Origin of the sequence: Rothia dentocariosa ATCC 17931, from assembly GCF_000164695.2 — a bacterium.
Lineage (GTDB): Bacteria > Actinomycetota > Actinomycetes > Actinomycetales > Micrococcaceae > Rothia > Rothia dentocariosa.
Window position 1 is genome coordinate 672,709 of the sequence record NC_014643.1, and the last position, 17,675, is coordinate 690,383.

The window sequence follows — 17,675 nt, forward strand, 5'->3', positions numbered from 1 at the left end:
CTCGCTCCCACTTGCGACGTCTCTATATACAACGACGTACACCCCGTGCATCAGCACGCATCGCAATGTTACGGTGGAAAATATGAGTGAGAAGTCTTTCGGCAATAATCCCACACAGCAGAATTCGAGCTCGCAGATCTTGGCAGCGGGCACCGCACGCCCGGCTCTTCCTCTCCGGAAACTCTACGGTATGCGTTTGGGATTAGCAGGTATAACGCTTGCGCTCATGGCTCAGACTTTTCTTGCCATCTTTTATCCGAGTTCTCTCAATTATTTCCCGGTATATACATCCTCACCTATCCTCGTTACTGTGCTTTACTGGGCTCTGCAGATCACCGCGACAGTATTTTATCTGCGGTCACGGTATTTAGGGTTTATCCTCGGAGCCAATATCGTGGGTGCGCTGCATCATGGGCTTGACCTCTTCATGCTTATCTTCCTGGGGCTTCTGTATCATCCGGACGGTATCGGTCATTATCTCGAAGGGGCAAACGCTGTATATATAATTGCTTACTGGCTCGGACAGGCTGTTACCCTCATCGACTTTACGCTCTGCATTGTCTTTATCATCGTGCTCATGCGTGTGTTTTCTCGCCGCCGCCAGAGCAAAGTTCAGCCCTAGCGCCTAGCCCAGTTCCCTGTGTTCAAGCCCTAGTTGAGGGCGCTATACAGTAAGCCTGCATCCGGTGGGGCCTTTCTGAGATACTAGGTGTATGAGCAACAGGCATGACATTACCGATGAGCAGTTTAAAAAGCTGCTCCGAGAAATCTCGAAACGCTTCGCCATTCTGGGCGGCATCGTGATTCTCATCGGCTTAGCAATTATCCTCATCATGTACTTCTGGATGGGAGGGACTCACTCATGAGCAAGCCCAACCGCCAGAACCTCAGCGAGGCTTTTGAACGTATGACGGCGGGCAAAGCCTACCGCTCTACCGAAGAGAATAAGCAAGTCGGCGATTCTATCTACCAAGCGGTCAAGTTTTTCGAGCAGTACTATGCGCGCGGCGAGCACGCCCACGGCATGCATGTGCTCCGCGACTACTTGGGCAGCCTGGGCGAGCATACCCAGATGCGCCCGCCGGTTGCCTTCGATTTTGGGGTCAATACCCATATTGGCAAGTATTGTTTCTTCAATTTCAACACCACGTTCCTAGACGTAGCCCCCATTACCATCGGCGACTACGTGTTCGTCGGCCCCGGCTGCCAGTTCCTCACCCCCACCCACCCGATTAATGTTCAGGATCGCATCAATTTTTGGGAGGGCGCCCTGCCGATCACGGTAGGCAATAACGTGTGGATAGGCGGCGGAGCCATTATTCTTGGAGGCGTCACGATCGGCGAAAACGCGGTGATCGGGGCGGGGTCTGTGGTCACGAAAGACGTTCCCGAGAACACGATCGTCGCCGGTAATCCGGCGCGCGTTATCCGCACAATTGACCCGCAGCAGCGACCGGCGCATCCGCACCAATACAGTGAACAGGAAATGATGCAAGCGCAGGAATTTTATGCGCGCCTTGAAGCTGATAACTTTTAATATCGCTCAACTTCCGACCCTTAAACTGAGCGCCACAAGCGCCACAGTTTTTATGAGCATATATAGATAAAAATTCTCAGATGCCAACCACCGATATGGAGGAGACCATGACATCTACCCCAAAGAATACCTCAGGTCCCCATCACAATACCCCTGCTGAAGAAAATACCGTTCACGCGAAGAATAAAACGAACCAGAGTGAGCTTCGGGAGAACTCTCATGACGCCTGGGACGCCGCTTTTGAAAGCGACGACCCGACCGTCGTGCTCTCCCCCAAGGATGTACCGGTCGATGATATATCCGAAGAGAAAACCCGCCCTCTCTCTGCCGCCGACCAGCGGAAATATCTTGAGGAAAGCTCTTCATCCGCCAATGCACAGATGAAGACCGATGCGGGTACCGCCAAGGATCGTTCACACGATGGCGATTCTTCCTTCGGCTGGTTAGAAGATTCCGACGAGTCTGCTGGCAGCGACTCCGTGGATCAGTTACGCCCCGCCGTGCCCAGCAGCATGGTTACCTACAGTACGGAGGCGCTTCCCCCGCTCCCCGAGCATCCCACAACGCCCAGGGAAGACGGCGACAGCGATGCCATTGTGGCCGTGTCTGCTCCTTCCCCCGCGCAAAATTACCTTATAGAAGACGGTGAAGATACCGACGAGCACGCCCCCATTCTCACGGCGGCAACTGCGTTCGAGCTTCAGAAAGCACGCTACGGGCGACTTCAGGTTATTCCCGGGCTGATGGGCTGGTTCGCCGCAATGGGCGTTTTGCAGTTTTTGCTCTGGGTTACGGCAACCGTGGTCGAGGCTAATCACGGAGCCCCCTACGATTCCATGGCTCCTATTGTGCGCGGGTTATTCTCGGGGAACGATGCACTCGCCCTCTGGCAGGGTATCGGAACCGGTGCCGCGTACCTGGTGGCATACTGCATCGGCGGGTATGTGGCTGGTCGCATGGCGCGGTTCTCCAGCGCAAAGCAGGGCATTTCGGTGTGGCTGTGGCAGGTCATGATCATGTTTGCAGCAAGCCTGCTCACCTATTTCACGCCCCAGGTTTTCCAGGGAAGCTCCGCAAACCTTTCCGTGCAGTGGTATACGCAGCACGGTACGGCAAGCGCTATTCTTTCGGTTGCGTTGGTTCTCTGCATCACCTTCATCGCCGCAGTTCTGGGCGGTTTGATGGGCGGCATCTATCACCGTCGTGTGGAACGCTACGCACAAAACTATGTGGACCAGGAGTTATAACGTTTCAGGCATATAACCCATAGGGAATATAGCGATTGGGGTAGGGTTTCGTGACGACTTGAGAACCCTGCCCCCATTTTTGTGTGCACGATATGGCTATATGCCAACTCGGGAATATTCCAGAAACAGAATATGCGTGGTTTCAAGACCCAAAAAAATACACCAGGGCGCCGAAGGATTCGTGTCTCCTTCGGCGCCCTTGAGCGTTACTGTACTTATAAGCGCTACATATCCAGAAGCATGGCGGGTTCTTCGAGAATCGCGGCAACATCCGCCATGAAACGCGCCGAGAGGTCGCCGTCTACCACGCGATGATCGAAAGAACCGCCCAGCGTGGTTACCCAGCGCGGAATAACCTCACCATCAACCACCCAGGGCTTCTGCTTAATCGTGCCGAAGGCAACGATTGCCACCTCGCCGGGGTTGATAATCGGGGTCCCTGTATCGATACCAAGCGAACCGATATTCGTAATCGTCAGGGTTCCATTCGCCATCTCGGCGGGCTGGGTCTTCCCCTCACGGGCGCGAGTCGTCAGGTTATTCAAGGCGATCGCCAGCTCACGCAGAGAGAGCTCCTGCGCGTCCTTGATATTCGGCACCATCAGCCCGCGCGGGGTCGCCGCCGCAATGCCCAAGTTCATAAAGCGCTTGATCTGAATCTCGCTGTCCGTCCACGTAGCGTTCACTTGGGGGTTCCGTTCGGCCGCCCAAATCACGGCGGCGGCAAGCACCAGCAGCGGAGTTACCTTCACACCCTCGAAGTGGCGCGACTTCTTCAAACGCTTGATAAATTCCATGGTGCGCGAGGCATCGACATCTACGAAGATCGACATGTGCGGGGCGCTAAACGCCGAAGAAACCATAGCCTTCGCGGTTGCCTTGCGCACCCCGCGCACCGGAATATGCTGCATACGGTCGCCCGGTGCGGACGGGGACTGCCAGAAACGCTGGCTCGTGGACTCCTGCACATCGTTAAGATGCGCCACATAGTTCAACAAGTCTTGTTTCGTCACCTGCCCGCGCGAGCCGGTCGCGGTCACATTCGCCAGATCGACGCCCAGCTCTTTTGCCGCCAAGCGTACAGGTGGCGCCGCCAGCGACGGACGATGCGGCACCGGCTCCTGCGTCGGCTGTGCGGTTACGACGGGTACCTCAGCCCCGCCCTGGAAACGCTGCACAACCGTATTGAACGGGCTGTTTTCTACGAATTTGGAGGCACGCTCGGCAAGCTCGCTGAAAAGCCCCTGATTGCGCGGCTCGGGTGACGAGGGGGTATGCGCCACCGGCATCTCCTGAGCGGGCGAAACCTGGACCTGTGGCGCGGCGTTCTGAGCCCTTGCGGATGCGGGGCGCTTGCGGGCGCGGCGCTTCACCGAATCGGCCTTGGGGCCCGAACCCACGAGTGCCTGGTTACCGCTCTCGCCCTCATCAGCGGATGCGGCGGGCGCATCCTGCGGTTCGTCTGCGGTGGATGCGGCACTGCCGGAGATCGCGATAATAGGCGTCCCAACTTCGATCGTCTCGCCCTCGCTCACCAGAATCTTATCCACGGTACCGGTGTAGGGCGAAGGCAGTTCCACAACGGATTTGGCGGTCTCGATTTCAACGAGAACATCGTTAATGCTGACCTCGCTGCCAACGCTGACTTTCCAGGTGAGGATCTCAGCCTCGGTAAGACCCTCGCCCACGTCTGGGAGATTAAAAATCTGGGACATTTTATACCTTTCGCTAGGGAATATAGCCTGTCGGGAATATTCTTCGCGGGTTATATAAGGAATATGGAATATACGGTTTAGTATTCAAATGAGCGATCGACGGCTTCAAGAATACGGTCAATATCGGGCACGTATTCGTCCTCCGTGCGCGGTACCGGGTACGGCATATAGTAGCCGCCCACGCGCAGCACCGGGGCCTGCAGGCTGTAGAAGCAGCGCTCGGTGATCGCGGCGGCGAGTTCACCACCCACGCCCCCGAAGGTCGGCGCTTCGTGGGCAACGATCAGGCGCCCGGTCTTCACCACGGATGCGGCGACGGTGGGTACATCCATCGGAGAGATCGACCGCAGGTCAATGACTTCGATCGAGCGCCCATCTTCGACGGCAGCCTCTGCGGCGGCAAGCGCTACCGGCACCAGCGGACCGTATGCCACGATGGTCGCGTCTGTGCCTTCGCGCACCACCTGCGCCTGGAACGGGTCAAAATCGGTGTCCGCAAAATTCACCTCGCCCTTGAGCCAGTAGCGGCGTTTGGGTTCGAAAATAATCACCGGGTCGTCACATTCAATAGATTTGCGAGTCATCCAGTAGGCGTCATGCGGTGAGGACGGCGTTACGATGCGCAGCCCGGCGGTGTGCGCGAATAGGGCCTCGGGCGATTCCGAGTGATGCTCGACCGCCCCGATTACACCGCCGTAGGGAATACGGATCGTAACCGGAACGACATATTTTTTGTCGCTGCGGTTGTGGATTTTGGCGAGCTGGGTGGTGATCTGGTTGTAGGCAGGGAAAACGAACCCGTCGAACTGAATCTCGGCTACGGGCCGATAGCCGCGCATCGCCATGCCGATAGAGGTGCCCACAATACCGGCTTCTCCGAGGGGAGAATCCATCACGCGCTTCTGCCCGTGCTTCGCCAGAAGCCCTTCGGTTACGCGGTATACGCCGCCGAGTTTGCCGATATCTTCGCCGATCAGCACGACTTTGCGGTTATCTGCCATTGCGTCGTCGAGGCCGCGAGTGATCGCTTTCGCCAGGGTTAGGCGCTCGACCTGTGCATTCTGCTCGCTCATTCTTAGTCCTCCTCGAAACCTGCGACGTAGTTGCGGTAGAACTCGCGTTCTTCTTCTACCTGAAGGTGTTCTTCGGCGTAGGCGCGGTCGAAGAATCGGTCGAATTCATAGGGTTCGGAGGCAATCGCCGCCTCGCGTACCCCGTTAGCAAGTTCTTGTGCTTCTTCGGCGAGTTTTTCGAAGAAGGCATCATCTGCGTGCCCGTTCTCGCGCAGATATTTTTCCAGGCGAATCAGCGGGTCTGCGTTCAGACGTTGCTGGAGTTCTTCATCGTCACGGTATTTGGTGGGGTCGTCGGCGGTGGTATGCGGGCCCAGGCGGTATGTTTCCGCCTCGATCAGTACGGGTCCTTCGCCGCGGCGGATTTTATCGAGCGCATAGCGGGTGACGGCGAGGGTTCCGAGCACATCGTTGCCGTCAACGCGCAGCCCTTCAAAGCCGTAGCCTTGGGCACGGGTTGAGATGGGCACGCGCGACTGCACGTCGAAGGGTACCGAAATAGCCCAGCGGTTGTTTTGTACGAAGAAGAGTACGGGGGCATCGTAGGATGCAGCAAAGGCCATGGCCTCGTGGGCTTCGCCTTCGGTGGAGGAACCGTCGCCGAAGTAGACGCCAACGGCGGGTTTCACGGTGTCGGTATCGGGGTTGGTGGCCTGCCCTTGGCCTGTCTGCAGCTGCCCGGTTTCCGCCGCAATATCGGCATCAAAGTTCAGTCCCATAGCGTAGCCGACCGCGTGCGGAATCTGTGCGGCAAGCACTTTGGTGTAGACGTGGAAGTTATGTTTTTTAGGGTCCCACCCGTGGGTGTGTGAGCCGCGGAAAACCGTGATGAGTTCGCGGAAATCTACGCCGCGGGCAAAGGCGACCGCGTGTTCGCGGTAGGAGGGGAAAATATAGTCGTTGGGGGCGAATGCCAGTGCGGAGCCGACCTGCGCCGCTTCTTGTCCGCGGCTGGGCACCCACAGAGCCATTTGCCCTTGCCTCTGAAGTGCCGTTCCTTCGTCGTCAATGCGGCGGGTGATGTACATCAGGCGGTAGGCTTCGCGAAGCTGTTCTGCGTCTACGTCCTGCACATAAGAGCTGAAGGTGGGGTTCTCGTGTACCTTGCCGTTCTCATCCATCAGCTGGATGCGTTCAGGTACTCCCGGATATTTTTCGTTCTCGTGCATCAATCCTCCACGCAGATACGAGCTGTCCTTCACGCCGGGCGTGCGCAGAGAGTTTCGGCACGCGGGGCGGAAGGCTTGGGCATATTTCCTCTTATTTTACTCGCTTAAGAACGAAGTGAAGGTTTATTGTGCGGTTTTCTATGCTTTCCTTCTGGCGTAATGCACCGTTTCTGTGTGCATGTTGGTTCGCGGAATACTTACGTGGGCGGGGAGCATTCTAAGTGTTGTCGCTGAGAGCCCACACGGTCTCTTCCCGAGCCCTCGGCGACATAGCTCAACCCCGCGAGTTGAGGGATTTTAGACTCTGTGCGGGAACTGCTCACAGATGCTGATGAAGCGGTCATTTGCCTCATCTTCGCCGATGCTCACCCGCACACCCTCGGAGTCGAAAGCACGCACCGCCAGGGCGTTAGCGCGCGCCAGTTCAGTAAATTCCGCAGTGTGTTCTCCCAGGGGGAGCCACACGAAGTTGGCGTAGGTTTGCGGTATGTTGTACCCTAGCTCGTGCAGCCGGGCAACCACGCGCTCACGCTCGGACACCAGGTGTTGTACACGTTCCATCACCTGATCTTCATGTTCTATGGAGGCGACAGCGGCGGCCTCTGCCACGGCGGTAACGGCAAAGGTTGTGGCGCTCACCCGCAAATACTGGGTCAGCTGCGGATGCGATACCGAGTACCCCACGCGAAGCCCCGCAAGTCCCTGTGCTTTCGAGAAGGTTCTGAGCACGATCACGTTCGGGTATTCACGGTACAGGCGCAAACCGTCCAGCGGCGCATCTTCCCCGTCGGGCACGGGTGATACCGTGCAGAACTCGAAATATGCTTCGTCGAGCACCACCACAATATGAGGGGGCACCTGCGCCAGGAACTCGCGGATTTGTTTTTCGGTGACGGCGGGCCCGGTGGGGTTGTTAGGGGTGCACACCAGGATCACACGGGTGCGGTCGGTGATCGCATCGAGCATTCCCTGCAGGTCGTGGGCACCGTTGGGCAGGTTCGGAATCTGCACGCTTTTTGCGCCCAGCAGCCCCACCAAAATGGGGTATGCCTCAAAGGAACGCCAAGCGTATATGACTTCGTCCTGCACACCGTCGGCATCGACTCCGGCAAACGCTTTGAGAATCTGGTTGAGTGCACCCAGGCTTCCGGCGCCGGTCACGATATTCTCGGCATCTAGGTTGAACCGCTTGGCGAGCGCTTCACGCAGCTTGGTTGAGAGCGGGTCTGGGTAGCGGTGTACCGCATCGAAGGTGCTAAGAATTTCGGCGACCTTGGGTACGGGTCCGAGAGGGTTCTCGTTGGAAGATAGTTTGTACTGGGTTAGCCCGGCAACCTGCGGCGCGGGTTTTCCTGCCACATAGGCCGGAAGGTTCGCAAAAATATGGCGCGGGGGAATCGGTGATGTCTGCGGTTGGTGTGATTCACTCATATCCACAGTATAGTGCTCGCCAACCTCCCCGCCCCGGATTTTTGCGCTAGGTCACGCGGGTTTCTGCCGATCGGGCGCGGTTGCGTTTACGCTGGTGCACCTAGGAGCCTGGGGTCGTGTGAGGTACGTATCTCGGGGTTTGGGGTGTTGGTGGGCATGCGGCTACCGGTATCGGCGGGGGTTACGGTCTCACCATCGGGCTGCAGCTGATTCTGTGGTATGTGCAGGTGCGGTGTCTCGGCGGGGTTGTTCATCAGGTGTTCCCCCAGCGGCGGCAGGTATCCTTCCTGTGTTTTCAGGTCAAGGTTCGGCAGCAGGTTTTCACCTCCGCCCGTGCTGTGGGGTATGTCAAGCTTGGGCAGGTGCAGGTCATCCAGCAGGCGCGGCGCATAATACGGTTCGGCGTGGGAACCTGCCCCGGAGGGTATGATCCCCTCCCCATGATGGCTGTACGGCATGGGTTTTGGCCCCGATATGTTCTCCAGCGACTCGGGCGCATGCCATGCTGCGGGTGAGTGTTGGGTATCTGTGGTGCCGGGGTTCTGCACTGGTGCGGGTAGTCCCGAAATCTTCGGGTCCGTGTAATCGACAGGCTTTCGTGGATCAAGCGCATCCATACTGGGTTTCAAAAAATCGGGTGTCCATGACCGTGCCTTATCTTGGGCCAAGTCAACCCCTATATTTCCAAGTACTTGAGGGTTTACACCACGCTCATTTGATAATGTTGCGGCTCCGCTCTCCCATAACGAAGGCCCTCCCTCAGAGGTAGCGTTATAGACATTTCCGCCTTCGTAGGTGTAGTTACCTTGAGGGACAGCCACCATAGGTTTCTGCGCGTTAGCATCCCGTTCTAATGATTCACGATAAAACCTCATATCGTGAGTCATTTCATGTGGTTTAGGATCGCCGCCCTGGCGAAAACTTCTACGGTCAGTAATCACGGTCGAGTCACCTGGGCGTTCCCGCCACGTCTGGCCGCTAATGATTGCGGGAATAGGATCGCCCTTATCTTTGGTTTGATGCACGCGGAAGGTCTTATTTCCTCGGTCTGGTAAAGCTTGTACGGGGCCGCCAAAAGTGTACACATCGCTCACGTGGTAGCGTGAGGCAAATTCGTTGTTATTGGCGGCGTTATAGGCGATAGCTGCGCCTTGGGAATGTCCCACGAGAATCACATCATCGGCTGAGGTTACGCCTTGGTCTCTTAGCGCACGGTCTAGGGCACGCATCATGATATGGCTGTCTTGTATAGAAGCGTTCGGTGTATCGGCGCCTATCTGCAGGGTACCTTGGATACCGTCGGGTTCGCCAGGTTTATTGGAAAAGTCCGTCCCTGGAATATAGGCGTATACGATTTTGCGGCCGGTTTGGGGGTCTCGATATACCTGTACCTCAATCCCCGAGTAACCCTTCCCGTCTTTATCTTCGCCTTCGTATTTTTTCGAGAGGTCTCCCTTGCTTACACGCTCCATATTCTGGGCGATCTCGGCGCGGGTGCGAGGCATTTTATCCGTCGGTTCTGCCTTATCACGATGCCAGTTCTTGAGTTCACCGCGGTTCTTGTTGTCCTGTTCTTTCTTCCCGAGCCACGGCATTTTCCCGTTCACAATTCGTTCGGCTATCTCACGGGGAATACCCATTTTTTCGAGTTTTCGAGCTATACGTCTGCGCGCCATCTCTGGGTTGGCGCGCATATCCTGGTAGGCGATCGCCCCGAAGAGGGTAATCGCCGTCAGTGCGGAAAAGCTCATAATATAGGGGTTGCCGCTGCGCATACCCCACCCGAAAATGCTCTCTGCGGCACTATATCCAAGCTCGTACTTTTCCCAGGACCACATGTCGTTGAAGGCGCCTTGCGGATGCATGAGCGCGTTGCGTATCCACTCTTCCTGCGACATGCCGTTAGGCATCTTCCCGTCCTGAGTGAGCCCGATACGGTTGAACAGTCCCTTCGCGGCTTCTTCTGCCTGATGGTAGCCCTTCGAGCAGGCGTCTATTGCGCTGGCGGTTGCCTCCAGCTTAACGGCCCGCTCCCCCAACGTCGCCGCGGCAGAGGTGGTCATGACCGAGGCTTGCCGCCCATGCTCGTTGGTGCCGAGAAAAAGCATGAGCTGCGCCGCGATACCGCCCATCGGCAGGGGTAATGACCCGCAATCGCCGCCTAGCTGGTGTACATTCTGTGCGAGCTGCGGCAGCTCTTCCAGCAGAACGCTAATGGTTTTATCGTCCCCACCGGCTGCTATCTGTTGTCCCGGAGTGTTCATCGTGAGTCCTTCCCTATTGTCTAGCGATTAGTGAATGCCCGAGCTCTGCAAGAGCCCGGTGGGAACCTGCGAATAATTGAGTAACTGATCTAAGGCATGCTGGGCATTCAGCGCGCCGGAGGATTTGATGATGTCTGCGGGGTTCAGGTTTTCGAGGGTATCGGCGGTGGTGTTCAGCAGGCCTTTGAGCATTCCGTCTAATCCGGCGGCGGCACCCAAAATAGTGTTTGCTTGGGATTCCAAGGCTGCGGCAACTTCTTCGCCAGCGCGGTGCGCATCCTCGGCTGCGTGCTGTACCTGCTGGTGAGTTTCGGTCAGGCTTTTTTCGTGCTGGTCTAATGCGTTTCGATAGGCTCTCCCGGCCGAAGATTTCCAGTGTTCGGCACGCATACCGTGGGCTTTGTGAAGCATCGTCTGAATGCTCGCAGCATGCTGTTCTAAGTTGGCGGCGAGTTCCTGGCCCTTACTGCGTGCCTGCCCCGCTAATCCTTGCAAAGATGCCGCAAAACTGGTTGCAGCGCTGGTACCGATCCCCATGTCACCGGCGGCACGCAGAATATCTGCGGACGTGGGCGGATGCGCGCCCGGGGGAACATCACCGGTATGCGGCTGGGGCGTTGGTGCGGGTGCGATGGCTGTCATGTCTTCCTCGTTAGCTCTTTGTGTACGGCGGGCGGCTCCCGGTGTGCGGCCGCACGGGTACGCCTGAGTACCCGTGCGCGTGACCGATGCTGTGGCTGCTGTACCTGTTTACCTTCACCCTAGAAGGCTCGGCACAGGTTAATACCCGCTCTCTCGTTGCCCTGTGGATAACCTGCCGTAGTGGGACACTTTCGCTGATTATCCACAGGTTATTTCTCCCGATTTCGTTGGATGCGCGCACTCGCATGACCGAATATGACATGGGCCCGCACAAGCGTGGCAGAGCGCGCATCCCATAAATAACGCCTTAGCGGAACAAAGAAAATAACATCCAGAATCCGCAATACGCCGCACTCAAGACAGACACGGCACTTCATCCACCACAGAAGACGCCCAATCTGACCTTTTACGCCAAAACGTGCGAAGATAGAGGTATGTCTCACCCTGAAAACACGCTCCTGCCCTCGGGAAGAATCGACCTGGGCACCAGTAATCTCGCGCTCGGTCCTCTCGATGGGCGTTACGCCCCTGTGACCGCGCCGTTAACGAACTATCTCTCCGAAGCCGCACTGAACCGCGACCGCATCCACGTGGAAGTCGAATGGTTCATATACCTGTGCGAGCATGCCGTTCTTCCCGGACTCACGCCGCTCACCGATGAGCAGAAGTCCGGTTTGCGTGCTATCGTGACCGAGTTCAACGCCGATTCCGTCACCGAACTCGCCGAGATTGAGGCGGTCACTGTTCACGATGTGAAGGCCGTCGAGTACTATATCGGTCGCCGCCTTGAAGCGCTGGGGCTAGGGCATTTGGTGCCGCTCGTGCATTTTGGGTGCACCTCCGAAGACATTAATAACCTCTCCTATGCCCTGGGTATTAAGGACGCGGTCGAGAACGTATGGCTTCCCGCTGCCCGCGATCTGGTGCAGGTTTTGCTCGATCTCGCCGAGACCGGCAGAGATGTTCCGATGCTCTCTCGCACGCACGGCCAACCCGCAACCCCCACCACGCTGGGCAAGGAAATGGCTGTGCTGGCGTACCGTTTGAAGCGCCAGATTTCCCATGTTGCCGCCACCGAGTTCCTAGGCAAGATTAACGGCGCGACGGGCACCTATGCGGCGCATTACGCCTCGGTTCCGGGGGCTGACTGGCAGGCTATTTCGCGGGGTTTCGTGGAGCATCTGGGGCTTAGCTGGAACCCGCTGACCACGCAGATCGAATCGCATGACTGGCAGGCGGAGCTGTACTCTGATGTGGCGCATTTCAACCGTGTGCTGCATAACCTGTGCACCGATGTGTGGAGCTATATTTCGATTGGTTTCTTCCGCCAGATTCCGGTGGCTGGTGCAACGGGTTCTTCGACGATGCCGCATAAGGTGAACCCGATCCGCTTTGAGAATGCGGAAGCTAATCTTGAACTCTCCAATGCGATCTTCGATTCGCTGGCATCCACGCTGGTGACTTCGCGTTGGCAGCGTGATTTGACCGATTCTTCGGCGCAGCGCAATATTGGCGTGGCATTTGGGCATTCGGTGCTGGCGATTTCCAATGTGATTAAGGGTCTGCAGCGTCTCGATATTGCCGCCGACGTTATTGCCGCCGACCTGGAGTCCAATTGGGAGGTTCTGGCGGAGGCCATTCAGATGGTTATGCGCGCGGAGGCAATCGCGGGCACCCCCGGCATGGAGAACCCCTATGAGCGCCTGAAGGAGCTTACGCGCGGTCATCGGGTGGATGCGGTTCGCCTCAAAGAATTTGTGGGCACCCTGGGCCTGTCTGCCGAGGCGCAGGAGCGGCTGTCGAACTTGACCCCGCATACGTACAACGGCATCGCCGCGCAGCTGGTGGATCACGCGAAGGATGCGCAAGGCTAAACTCCTTCGGCTCCTTTCTCCCGCCCCCTACGTTCTAAAAAGGCTCTTTATTCACATAAAGCGGTTTTTCCAATGCTTTATGTGAATAAAGAGCCTTTTTATGGTTCTGACAGGGGCTATAGAACACCCATTATTCGCCAGTTTTCCACCTCAACACAAAAAGTTGTTAGATTAAGGAGGCTCTAATCTAACAACTTTTCGCACTTTGACGGAAAACTGTTAGATTAGCACCCCGCTAATCTAACATCAACTACTCCACCTACAGAAATTCAGCAGATTACCGCCCCTGATGAACCATAACGTACCTTGTGGAACGACCCTGTCCTTCCTGCCTTAGAGTACCTTCATCGACTAGAGCGTCTAAAGCCCTTTTGGCGGTACCGCGGGCTATATGCGTCAGCTCCATCAAATCTCCCGTTGTGATTGCACCGGTGAGGTCGCACCAGGTCCGAATCACATCGTGCATAGCCTGCGAGGATCGTGACAGATAGGGCAGCACATAGTGGTCGTTCTCGCCCCGAGCATTCTGAGCAAGGTTAAGCGCACCTTCGCCCAGAACCCACACCTGTTGCTCTTTAAGACGGGTTACCAGCGGAACACCCTCAATAACGGTCTGTTCGGCAGCCCGCAGCGTGAGCGCCGCTGATTCTTCAGAAGATTGCAGACGTTCGGCCAAAGTTTTCAATGTGATAAAAGGGTGCTGCATCAAATAGCTGAGAATAATAGCGATTCCCACGTCTTTCTGACGTGCGGTGGGAACAATCGCAGAGGCGACTTCCAGTACAGGCAGTACTGGTGTTCCTCCCACGAGCGTGCATTCAATATGCGGACCCGCCACTTCCGCGAAGATAGGGGGCAGATGCCCAAGAACCATCATGGACTGGTACATCCGATCAACCCCCACTCCCTGTTTCTCCACAAGGGTCAGGGCACGGAACAAATCGGCGAGCGCGGGGTATCGTGCAGAACGATTGCTGAGCACATTATCCGCAGTAACTCCACCGTAAAATCCGCCTGGGCTTCGCACCACGAGGGTATTATCGAGTGTAATCCAGCGGATATCTGTAGGTTCAGAGCTGTTCCAGTCGCGGTGAATAATGCCGTTGAGAATAGCCTCGCGCACAGCGTTTTCGGGAACCTGCCGGACTGTGCGGTGCGCAAACCCGGTGGGAAGCGTAATTTGTGTATTCACGTTTTGCAGAGCCTGCTCGATCTGCCGTATTTGTTCCAGCAGCGGCAGGTCAGCGTCGGGTCGCACAGTATTGAGGATTGACCCGGCGGGAACGTCGAAGATAGTGAGTTCAAGCAGGGTTCGGGATGCGGGGCACAGGGTGAGCGCGGCGGCTTGCGAGAGCTTTCCATCGGAACGCAGTGCGCCCAAACGCTGCAAGACCTCACGGTCCGTGAGGGCTGTATCGGCTCCGAGCAGGGCGCGCACATAGTTCATGGTGGAGCGTGGAATATCTTCAGGCGTGTAGCGGGTGCTTTGAGCCATTTCGTCGTATTCCCGCATATTTTCACGGTGTTCCCACCAAAGGGAACGGTCAATAGGCTTGCAGTGATCCCCAACGCGCCACCGCAGCTTATTGCCGGTATCATACACAGGCTCTTTGGCCTGGGGTACGTAGAGAACCAGCACGCGCAGACCCTGGGCTCCGCCAAGGTGGTGTTCCACAATATCGGGGGCGACCTGTACCGCCTCATCAATACGCTGGCGCAACCATTCAGTATCAAGCTCGGTTCCCAGTACCGTTCCATGGCTGTCTTCAACACCTAGGATCAGAGCGCCTCCGCCGGGTGTATTGGCAAAGCAGGCGACTTCATCTGCAAGTTTTGATGCTGCTTCAGCGTTGCGTGTTTCGCCGGGCAGAAGAATACCGCCAGCGCCTCGGCGTCCTGCTTCCTCTTTGAAATCTATGGATGCGCTCTCCCGGTTTGCGTGAAGCTGCCCGTCTCGATACGAAGCAAGGATTTCGGCGACCTGTTTTTCAAGGTCTCGCCTGCGTTCCGAAAGTATCATGCCGTCTCCACAACAGTAGGTTTCAGGGTGGTTGGAGTGTTCTTCTTGACCAACGTCACCACCAAGTCTACCTAAAAACACAAAAAGTTGTTAGATTAAGGAGGCTCTAATCTAACAACTTTTCGCACTTTGACGGAAAAGTGTTAGATTAGCAGGCTGCTAATCTAACAATCTCCCGTGTATGTCTCGTGAAAACCGCGGCAAAACGGGCACTCTTACCCGCGAAATACCGGCGGGCAGGGGCAAGGGGCTAGTTTCTTCTAGTTCCCCATCGTCTTGCGATGCTGCGCGCCAGGATTTTGCAGCCCGTGAGCGTGCGCATCGTGGTTCTTCGTATCGGCCTTGGTGCGCTTGAACTTGCCGGTCAGTGCTCGCGTCACCTTGGGTCCGTGAGAGTTTTTCTGCTCATCAGACGTGAACTTGGGGGCGCGCGGAGTAAGCATCAGCTCAGCTGGGAAAAACGCGGGAGCATCACCAAACGCATTACGGGCGCTCTTCACCACGTCACGCCCCAGCGCTAAGTTTGCGCCACCGCCGACCACCGCACCCACGCCAAACGGCAGGGCACGCCCCAGCAGGGCTCCGCTCTGGCGGGTCAAGAAACGCTTGATAAACATATTGCGAATCGTGCGTTCCACACTAAAAGTCTTGCCCGCCGACTTACCGCCCAGCAGCATGCCCCACCGGTTGGAAACGCCGCTCGCCTTCCCGGTCTGCAGCAGCACGGTATTCATCAGCTGCGAGCCTTCTTCGCCGAGCATAATCGCCATCACCATCGAACGTGCAACCTCGGGGTTCTCCACGTGCACGCCGTGCAGCTCAGCCACCGCTTGGGCGAACAGCGCGGTCCTTTCCAGGTACCCGCCGACCGCGAGCGCCGAAAGGCTCATCGAGGTCACGGTTCCGATTCCGGGCACGAAGGCGGATGCGCCCGTCACCCCGCCGATCGCGGTCACGTCACGCAGATAGTTGCGTTCAAGGCGCCGCAGAATCTTTTCGGGGGTTTCATCCGGATGCGCCGCCCGCAAACTTTTCACCATCGACAGCGCCAGGGGGCGCTGAACGCGCAGAACGGTATCAAGCGTTTTGGTGAGTGCCGGGCGGGGATTGCCGTTATCGTCAAAAAGTGACTTTTTCGGGTCTAGCATAATGTCAGTAAAGCACGTTTTGACTCAAAGTAGGTACCGCATCCTGCAGAAACGGTGCTTATTCCGCCTAGCGAGTATTCCGTCGCGTTCATGACACGCCCCTGGCCTGGAATTTTAGTGCGTCAAGAACTACTTTCCCCGGCTCTACCTGTGCACACTACATATGACATAAATCTTGCCCGCTAACCCATCGGTACGGTATCTACGCCCAAGCCCAGACCTGGTATCTCAAAGCGGCATAGCTCTTTCCGCCGTTTATCTTCGGCAGGTTTCATAATGGAGTAAATTTCACGGTATGACGTTTTAGTTCGGCTTTTCGCCCCGAGGGCTTAGAATTGAGCTAGGTTACACAACACACTCGTTCACTCAGGCGCTCTGACGCGTCTTCTGTGGTGTTCAGCAATGGCACTAACACCGGCCTTCACACAGTAAGGAACCTATATGTCTGCTCCTGCTTCGGCGCGCTCGCCACTGGCGACTCAGGGCCTCGGTATGGCGTATGCTATCGGCGCCATCATTTCGGCACAGTTCGGTTCTGCGCTCGCTAAGACGATGATGGGCGATCTGGGCGCGTGGGGTGTGGTGGCTCTGCGCATGATCACCTCGTCGCTTCTGCTGTATCTCTTTTTCCGCCCACAAGTTCGTCAATGGACGCGCCCGCAGTGGCTTGCTGTGATCGTCTTGGGGGTTGCCCTTTTCGGTGCAAACGCCTTCTTCTATGTGGCAATTCAGCAGGTTCCGCTGGCGATCGCGGTGGCTATCGAGTTTATGGGTCCGCTCGTGTTGGCAACGGTTCTTTCGCGAAGAAAACTCGACCTGATCTGGATTCTTCTTTCCTTTACCGGTATGGCTATTTTGACGGCAGAGTCGCAGTCAAAGCCCGAAGATTTTGCACTGATAGGTATATTTTTCGCTATTCTCACCGCCGTTTCTCGTGCCGCCTATATTCTGGCAACAGAGCGTGTGGGCGCCACAATTCCGGGGATGGGCGGTATGGTGATGGGCAATCTTGTCTCCACACTCTTAGTTATCCCGTTCCCCTTCTTCATCACGGGCAATCATTTAGGGAAAGTTATCACCGACCCCGCCTTACTGGCGCTTGGTTTTGCGATGGGACTTCTGGCATCCGCGCTTCCCGCACTGGGCGAGATTTCGGCGCTTCGCATGCTCCCCTCGAATGTATACAGCGTGGTGCTTTCGCTGGAACCTGCCGCGGCGGCGCTGGTGGGCGTTATTATTCTGCAAGAACCCACCGATGCGGTGCGTTGGATTGCAATTGCGCTGCTGATTACGGCAAGTATCGGGATTACGATATCGCACGCTCGGGTGGAACGCCGGGCCCTTGAGGAAGGTACAGCGGAGACAATTACGCATTTCCTGCCTGGCGCGGTTGACAGCATCGGTGCCGACCTTGTGCAGAAGACTGGGGTGATTACCCTTCCCACCACCGAGCAGATCAGGCTCGACCGGCAAGCTAAGGAAACCCGGTCAGAAGGCTCCTCCCCAACGTAGAATATACTTCGCATTTAGGGTATGCCCTAGGTTACAACAATAT

The 17,675-nt window shown here is 56.7% G+C and carries 14 protein-coding genes; 6 read left to right on the forward strand and 8 right to left on the reverse strand.

What is annotated here, in order from left to right; genetic code table 11:
• Positions 1-82: 82 nt before the first annotated feature.
• The 4 genes from HMPREF0733_RS02930 (at position 83) to HMPREF0733_RS11575 (ending at position 2,784) form a co-directional block, all read left to right on the forward strand.
• Positions 83-622: a hypothetical protein gene (locus tag HMPREF0733_RS02930; RefSeq protein WP_013397897.1), complete on the forward strand. Its 540-nt coding sequence runs from the start codon at positions 83-85 to the stop codon at positions 620-622.
• Between the two features lie 91 nt (positions 623-713).
• Positions 714-866, forward strand: coding sequence for a hypothetical protein (locus tag HMPREF0733_RS11225; protein ID WP_004005629.1), 153 nt, complete (start codon positions 714-716; stop codon positions 864-866).
• Positions 863-1,537, forward strand: coding sequence for a sugar O-acetyltransferase (locus HMPREF0733_RS02935; RefSeq protein WP_013397898.1), 675 nt, complete (start codon positions 863-865; stop codon positions 1,535-1,537). Before HMPREF0733_RS11225 ends, HMPREF0733_RS02935 begins: the two co-directional genes overlap by 4 nt.
• A 107-nt stretch (positions 1,538-1,644) precedes the next feature.
• The gene (locus HMPREF0733_RS11575; RefSeq protein ID WP_244864809.1) at positions 1,645-2,784 is read left to right on the forward strand and encodes a YrzE family protein; all 1,140 of its coding nucleotides are present in this window, start codon (positions 1,645-1,647) and stop codon (positions 2,782-2,784) included.
• Positions 2,785-3,008: 224 nt separating this feature from the next.
• On the opposite strand, the gene HMPREF0733_RS02945 is transcribed toward HMPREF0733_RS11575, so the two are convergent.
• The 6 genes from HMPREF0733_RS02945 to HMPREF0733_RS02970 all read right to left on the reverse strand — a co-directional run bounded on the left by HMPREF0733_RS02945 (position 3,009) and on the right by HMPREF0733_RS02970 (position 11,078).
• Positions 3,009-4,499: a dihydrolipoamide acetyltransferase family protein gene (locus HMPREF0733_RS02945; protein WP_013397900.1), complete on the reverse strand. Its 1,491-nt coding sequence runs from the start codon at positions 4,497-4,499 to the stop codon at positions 3,009-3,011.
• 77 nt (positions 4,500-4,576) lie between these two features.
• Positions 4,577-5,572 carry an alpha-ketoacid dehydrogenase subunit beta gene (locus HMPREF0733_RS02950; protein WP_013397901.1) on the reverse strand — a complete coding sequence of 332 codons (996 nt, stop codon included), beginning with the start codon at positions 5,570-5,572 and terminating at the stop codon, positions 4,577-4,579.
• Between the two features lie 2 nt (positions 5,573-5,574).
• Positions 5,575-6,741, reverse strand: a complete 1,167-nt coding sequence (locus tag HMPREF0733_RS02955; protein ID WP_013397902.1) for a thiamine pyrophosphate-dependent enzyme — start codon at positions 6,739-6,741, stop codon at positions 5,575-5,577.
• A gap of 297 nt (positions 6,742-7,038) precedes the next feature.
• Positions 7,039-8,172, reverse strand: a complete 1,134-nt coding sequence (locus HMPREF0733_RS02960) for a histidinol-phosphate transaminase (protein WP_172461375.1) — start codon at positions 8,170-8,172, stop codon at positions 7,039-7,041.
• A gap of 86 nt (positions 8,173-8,258) precedes the next feature.
• The gene (locus HMPREF0733_RS02965) at positions 8,259-10,436 is read right to left on the reverse strand and encodes a hypothetical protein (protein WP_013397904.1); all 2,178 of its coding nucleotides are present in this window, start codon (positions 10,434-10,436) and stop codon (positions 8,259-8,261) included.
• A gap of 27 nt (positions 10,437-10,463) precedes the next feature.
• Positions 10,464-11,078 (reverse strand): hypothetical protein, encoded by a 615-nt coding sequence (locus HMPREF0733_RS02970; RefSeq protein WP_013397905.1) that lies wholly within the window; start codon positions 11,076-11,078, stop codon positions 10,464-10,466.
• A gap of 434 nt (positions 11,079-11,512) precedes the next feature.
• Between HMPREF0733_RS02970 and purB the strand changes: the two genes are divergently transcribed.
• Positions 11,513-12,952, forward strand: a complete 1,440-nt coding sequence (purB, locus tag HMPREF0733_RS02975) for an adenylosuccinate lyase (protein WP_004005639.1) — start codon at positions 11,513-11,515, stop codon at positions 12,950-12,952.
• A 277-nt stretch (positions 12,953-13,229) separates the two neighbouring features.
• On the opposite strand, the gene HMPREF0733_RS02980 is transcribed toward purB, so the two are convergent.
• Positions 13,230-14,972 (reverse strand): DUF5635 domain-containing protein, encoded by a 1,743-nt coding sequence (locus tag HMPREF0733_RS02980; RefSeq protein ID WP_013397907.1) that lies wholly within the window; start codon positions 14,970-14,972, stop codon positions 13,230-13,232.
• A gap of 260 nt (positions 14,973-15,232) precedes the next feature.
• A complete protein-coding gene (locus HMPREF0733_RS02985) occupies positions 15,233-16,120 on the reverse strand; it encodes a hypothetical protein (RefSeq protein ID WP_013397908.1) in 888 nt (295 codons plus the stop codon).
• Positions 16,121-16,561: 441 nt separating this feature from the next.
• Between HMPREF0733_RS02985 and HMPREF0733_RS02990 the strand changes: the two genes are divergently transcribed.
• A complete protein-coding gene (locus tag HMPREF0733_RS02990) occupies positions 16,562-17,632 on the forward strand; it encodes an EamA family transporter (RefSeq protein ID WP_013397909.1) in 1,071 nt (356 codons plus the stop codon).
• Positions 17,633-17,675 lie beyond the last annotated feature (43 nt).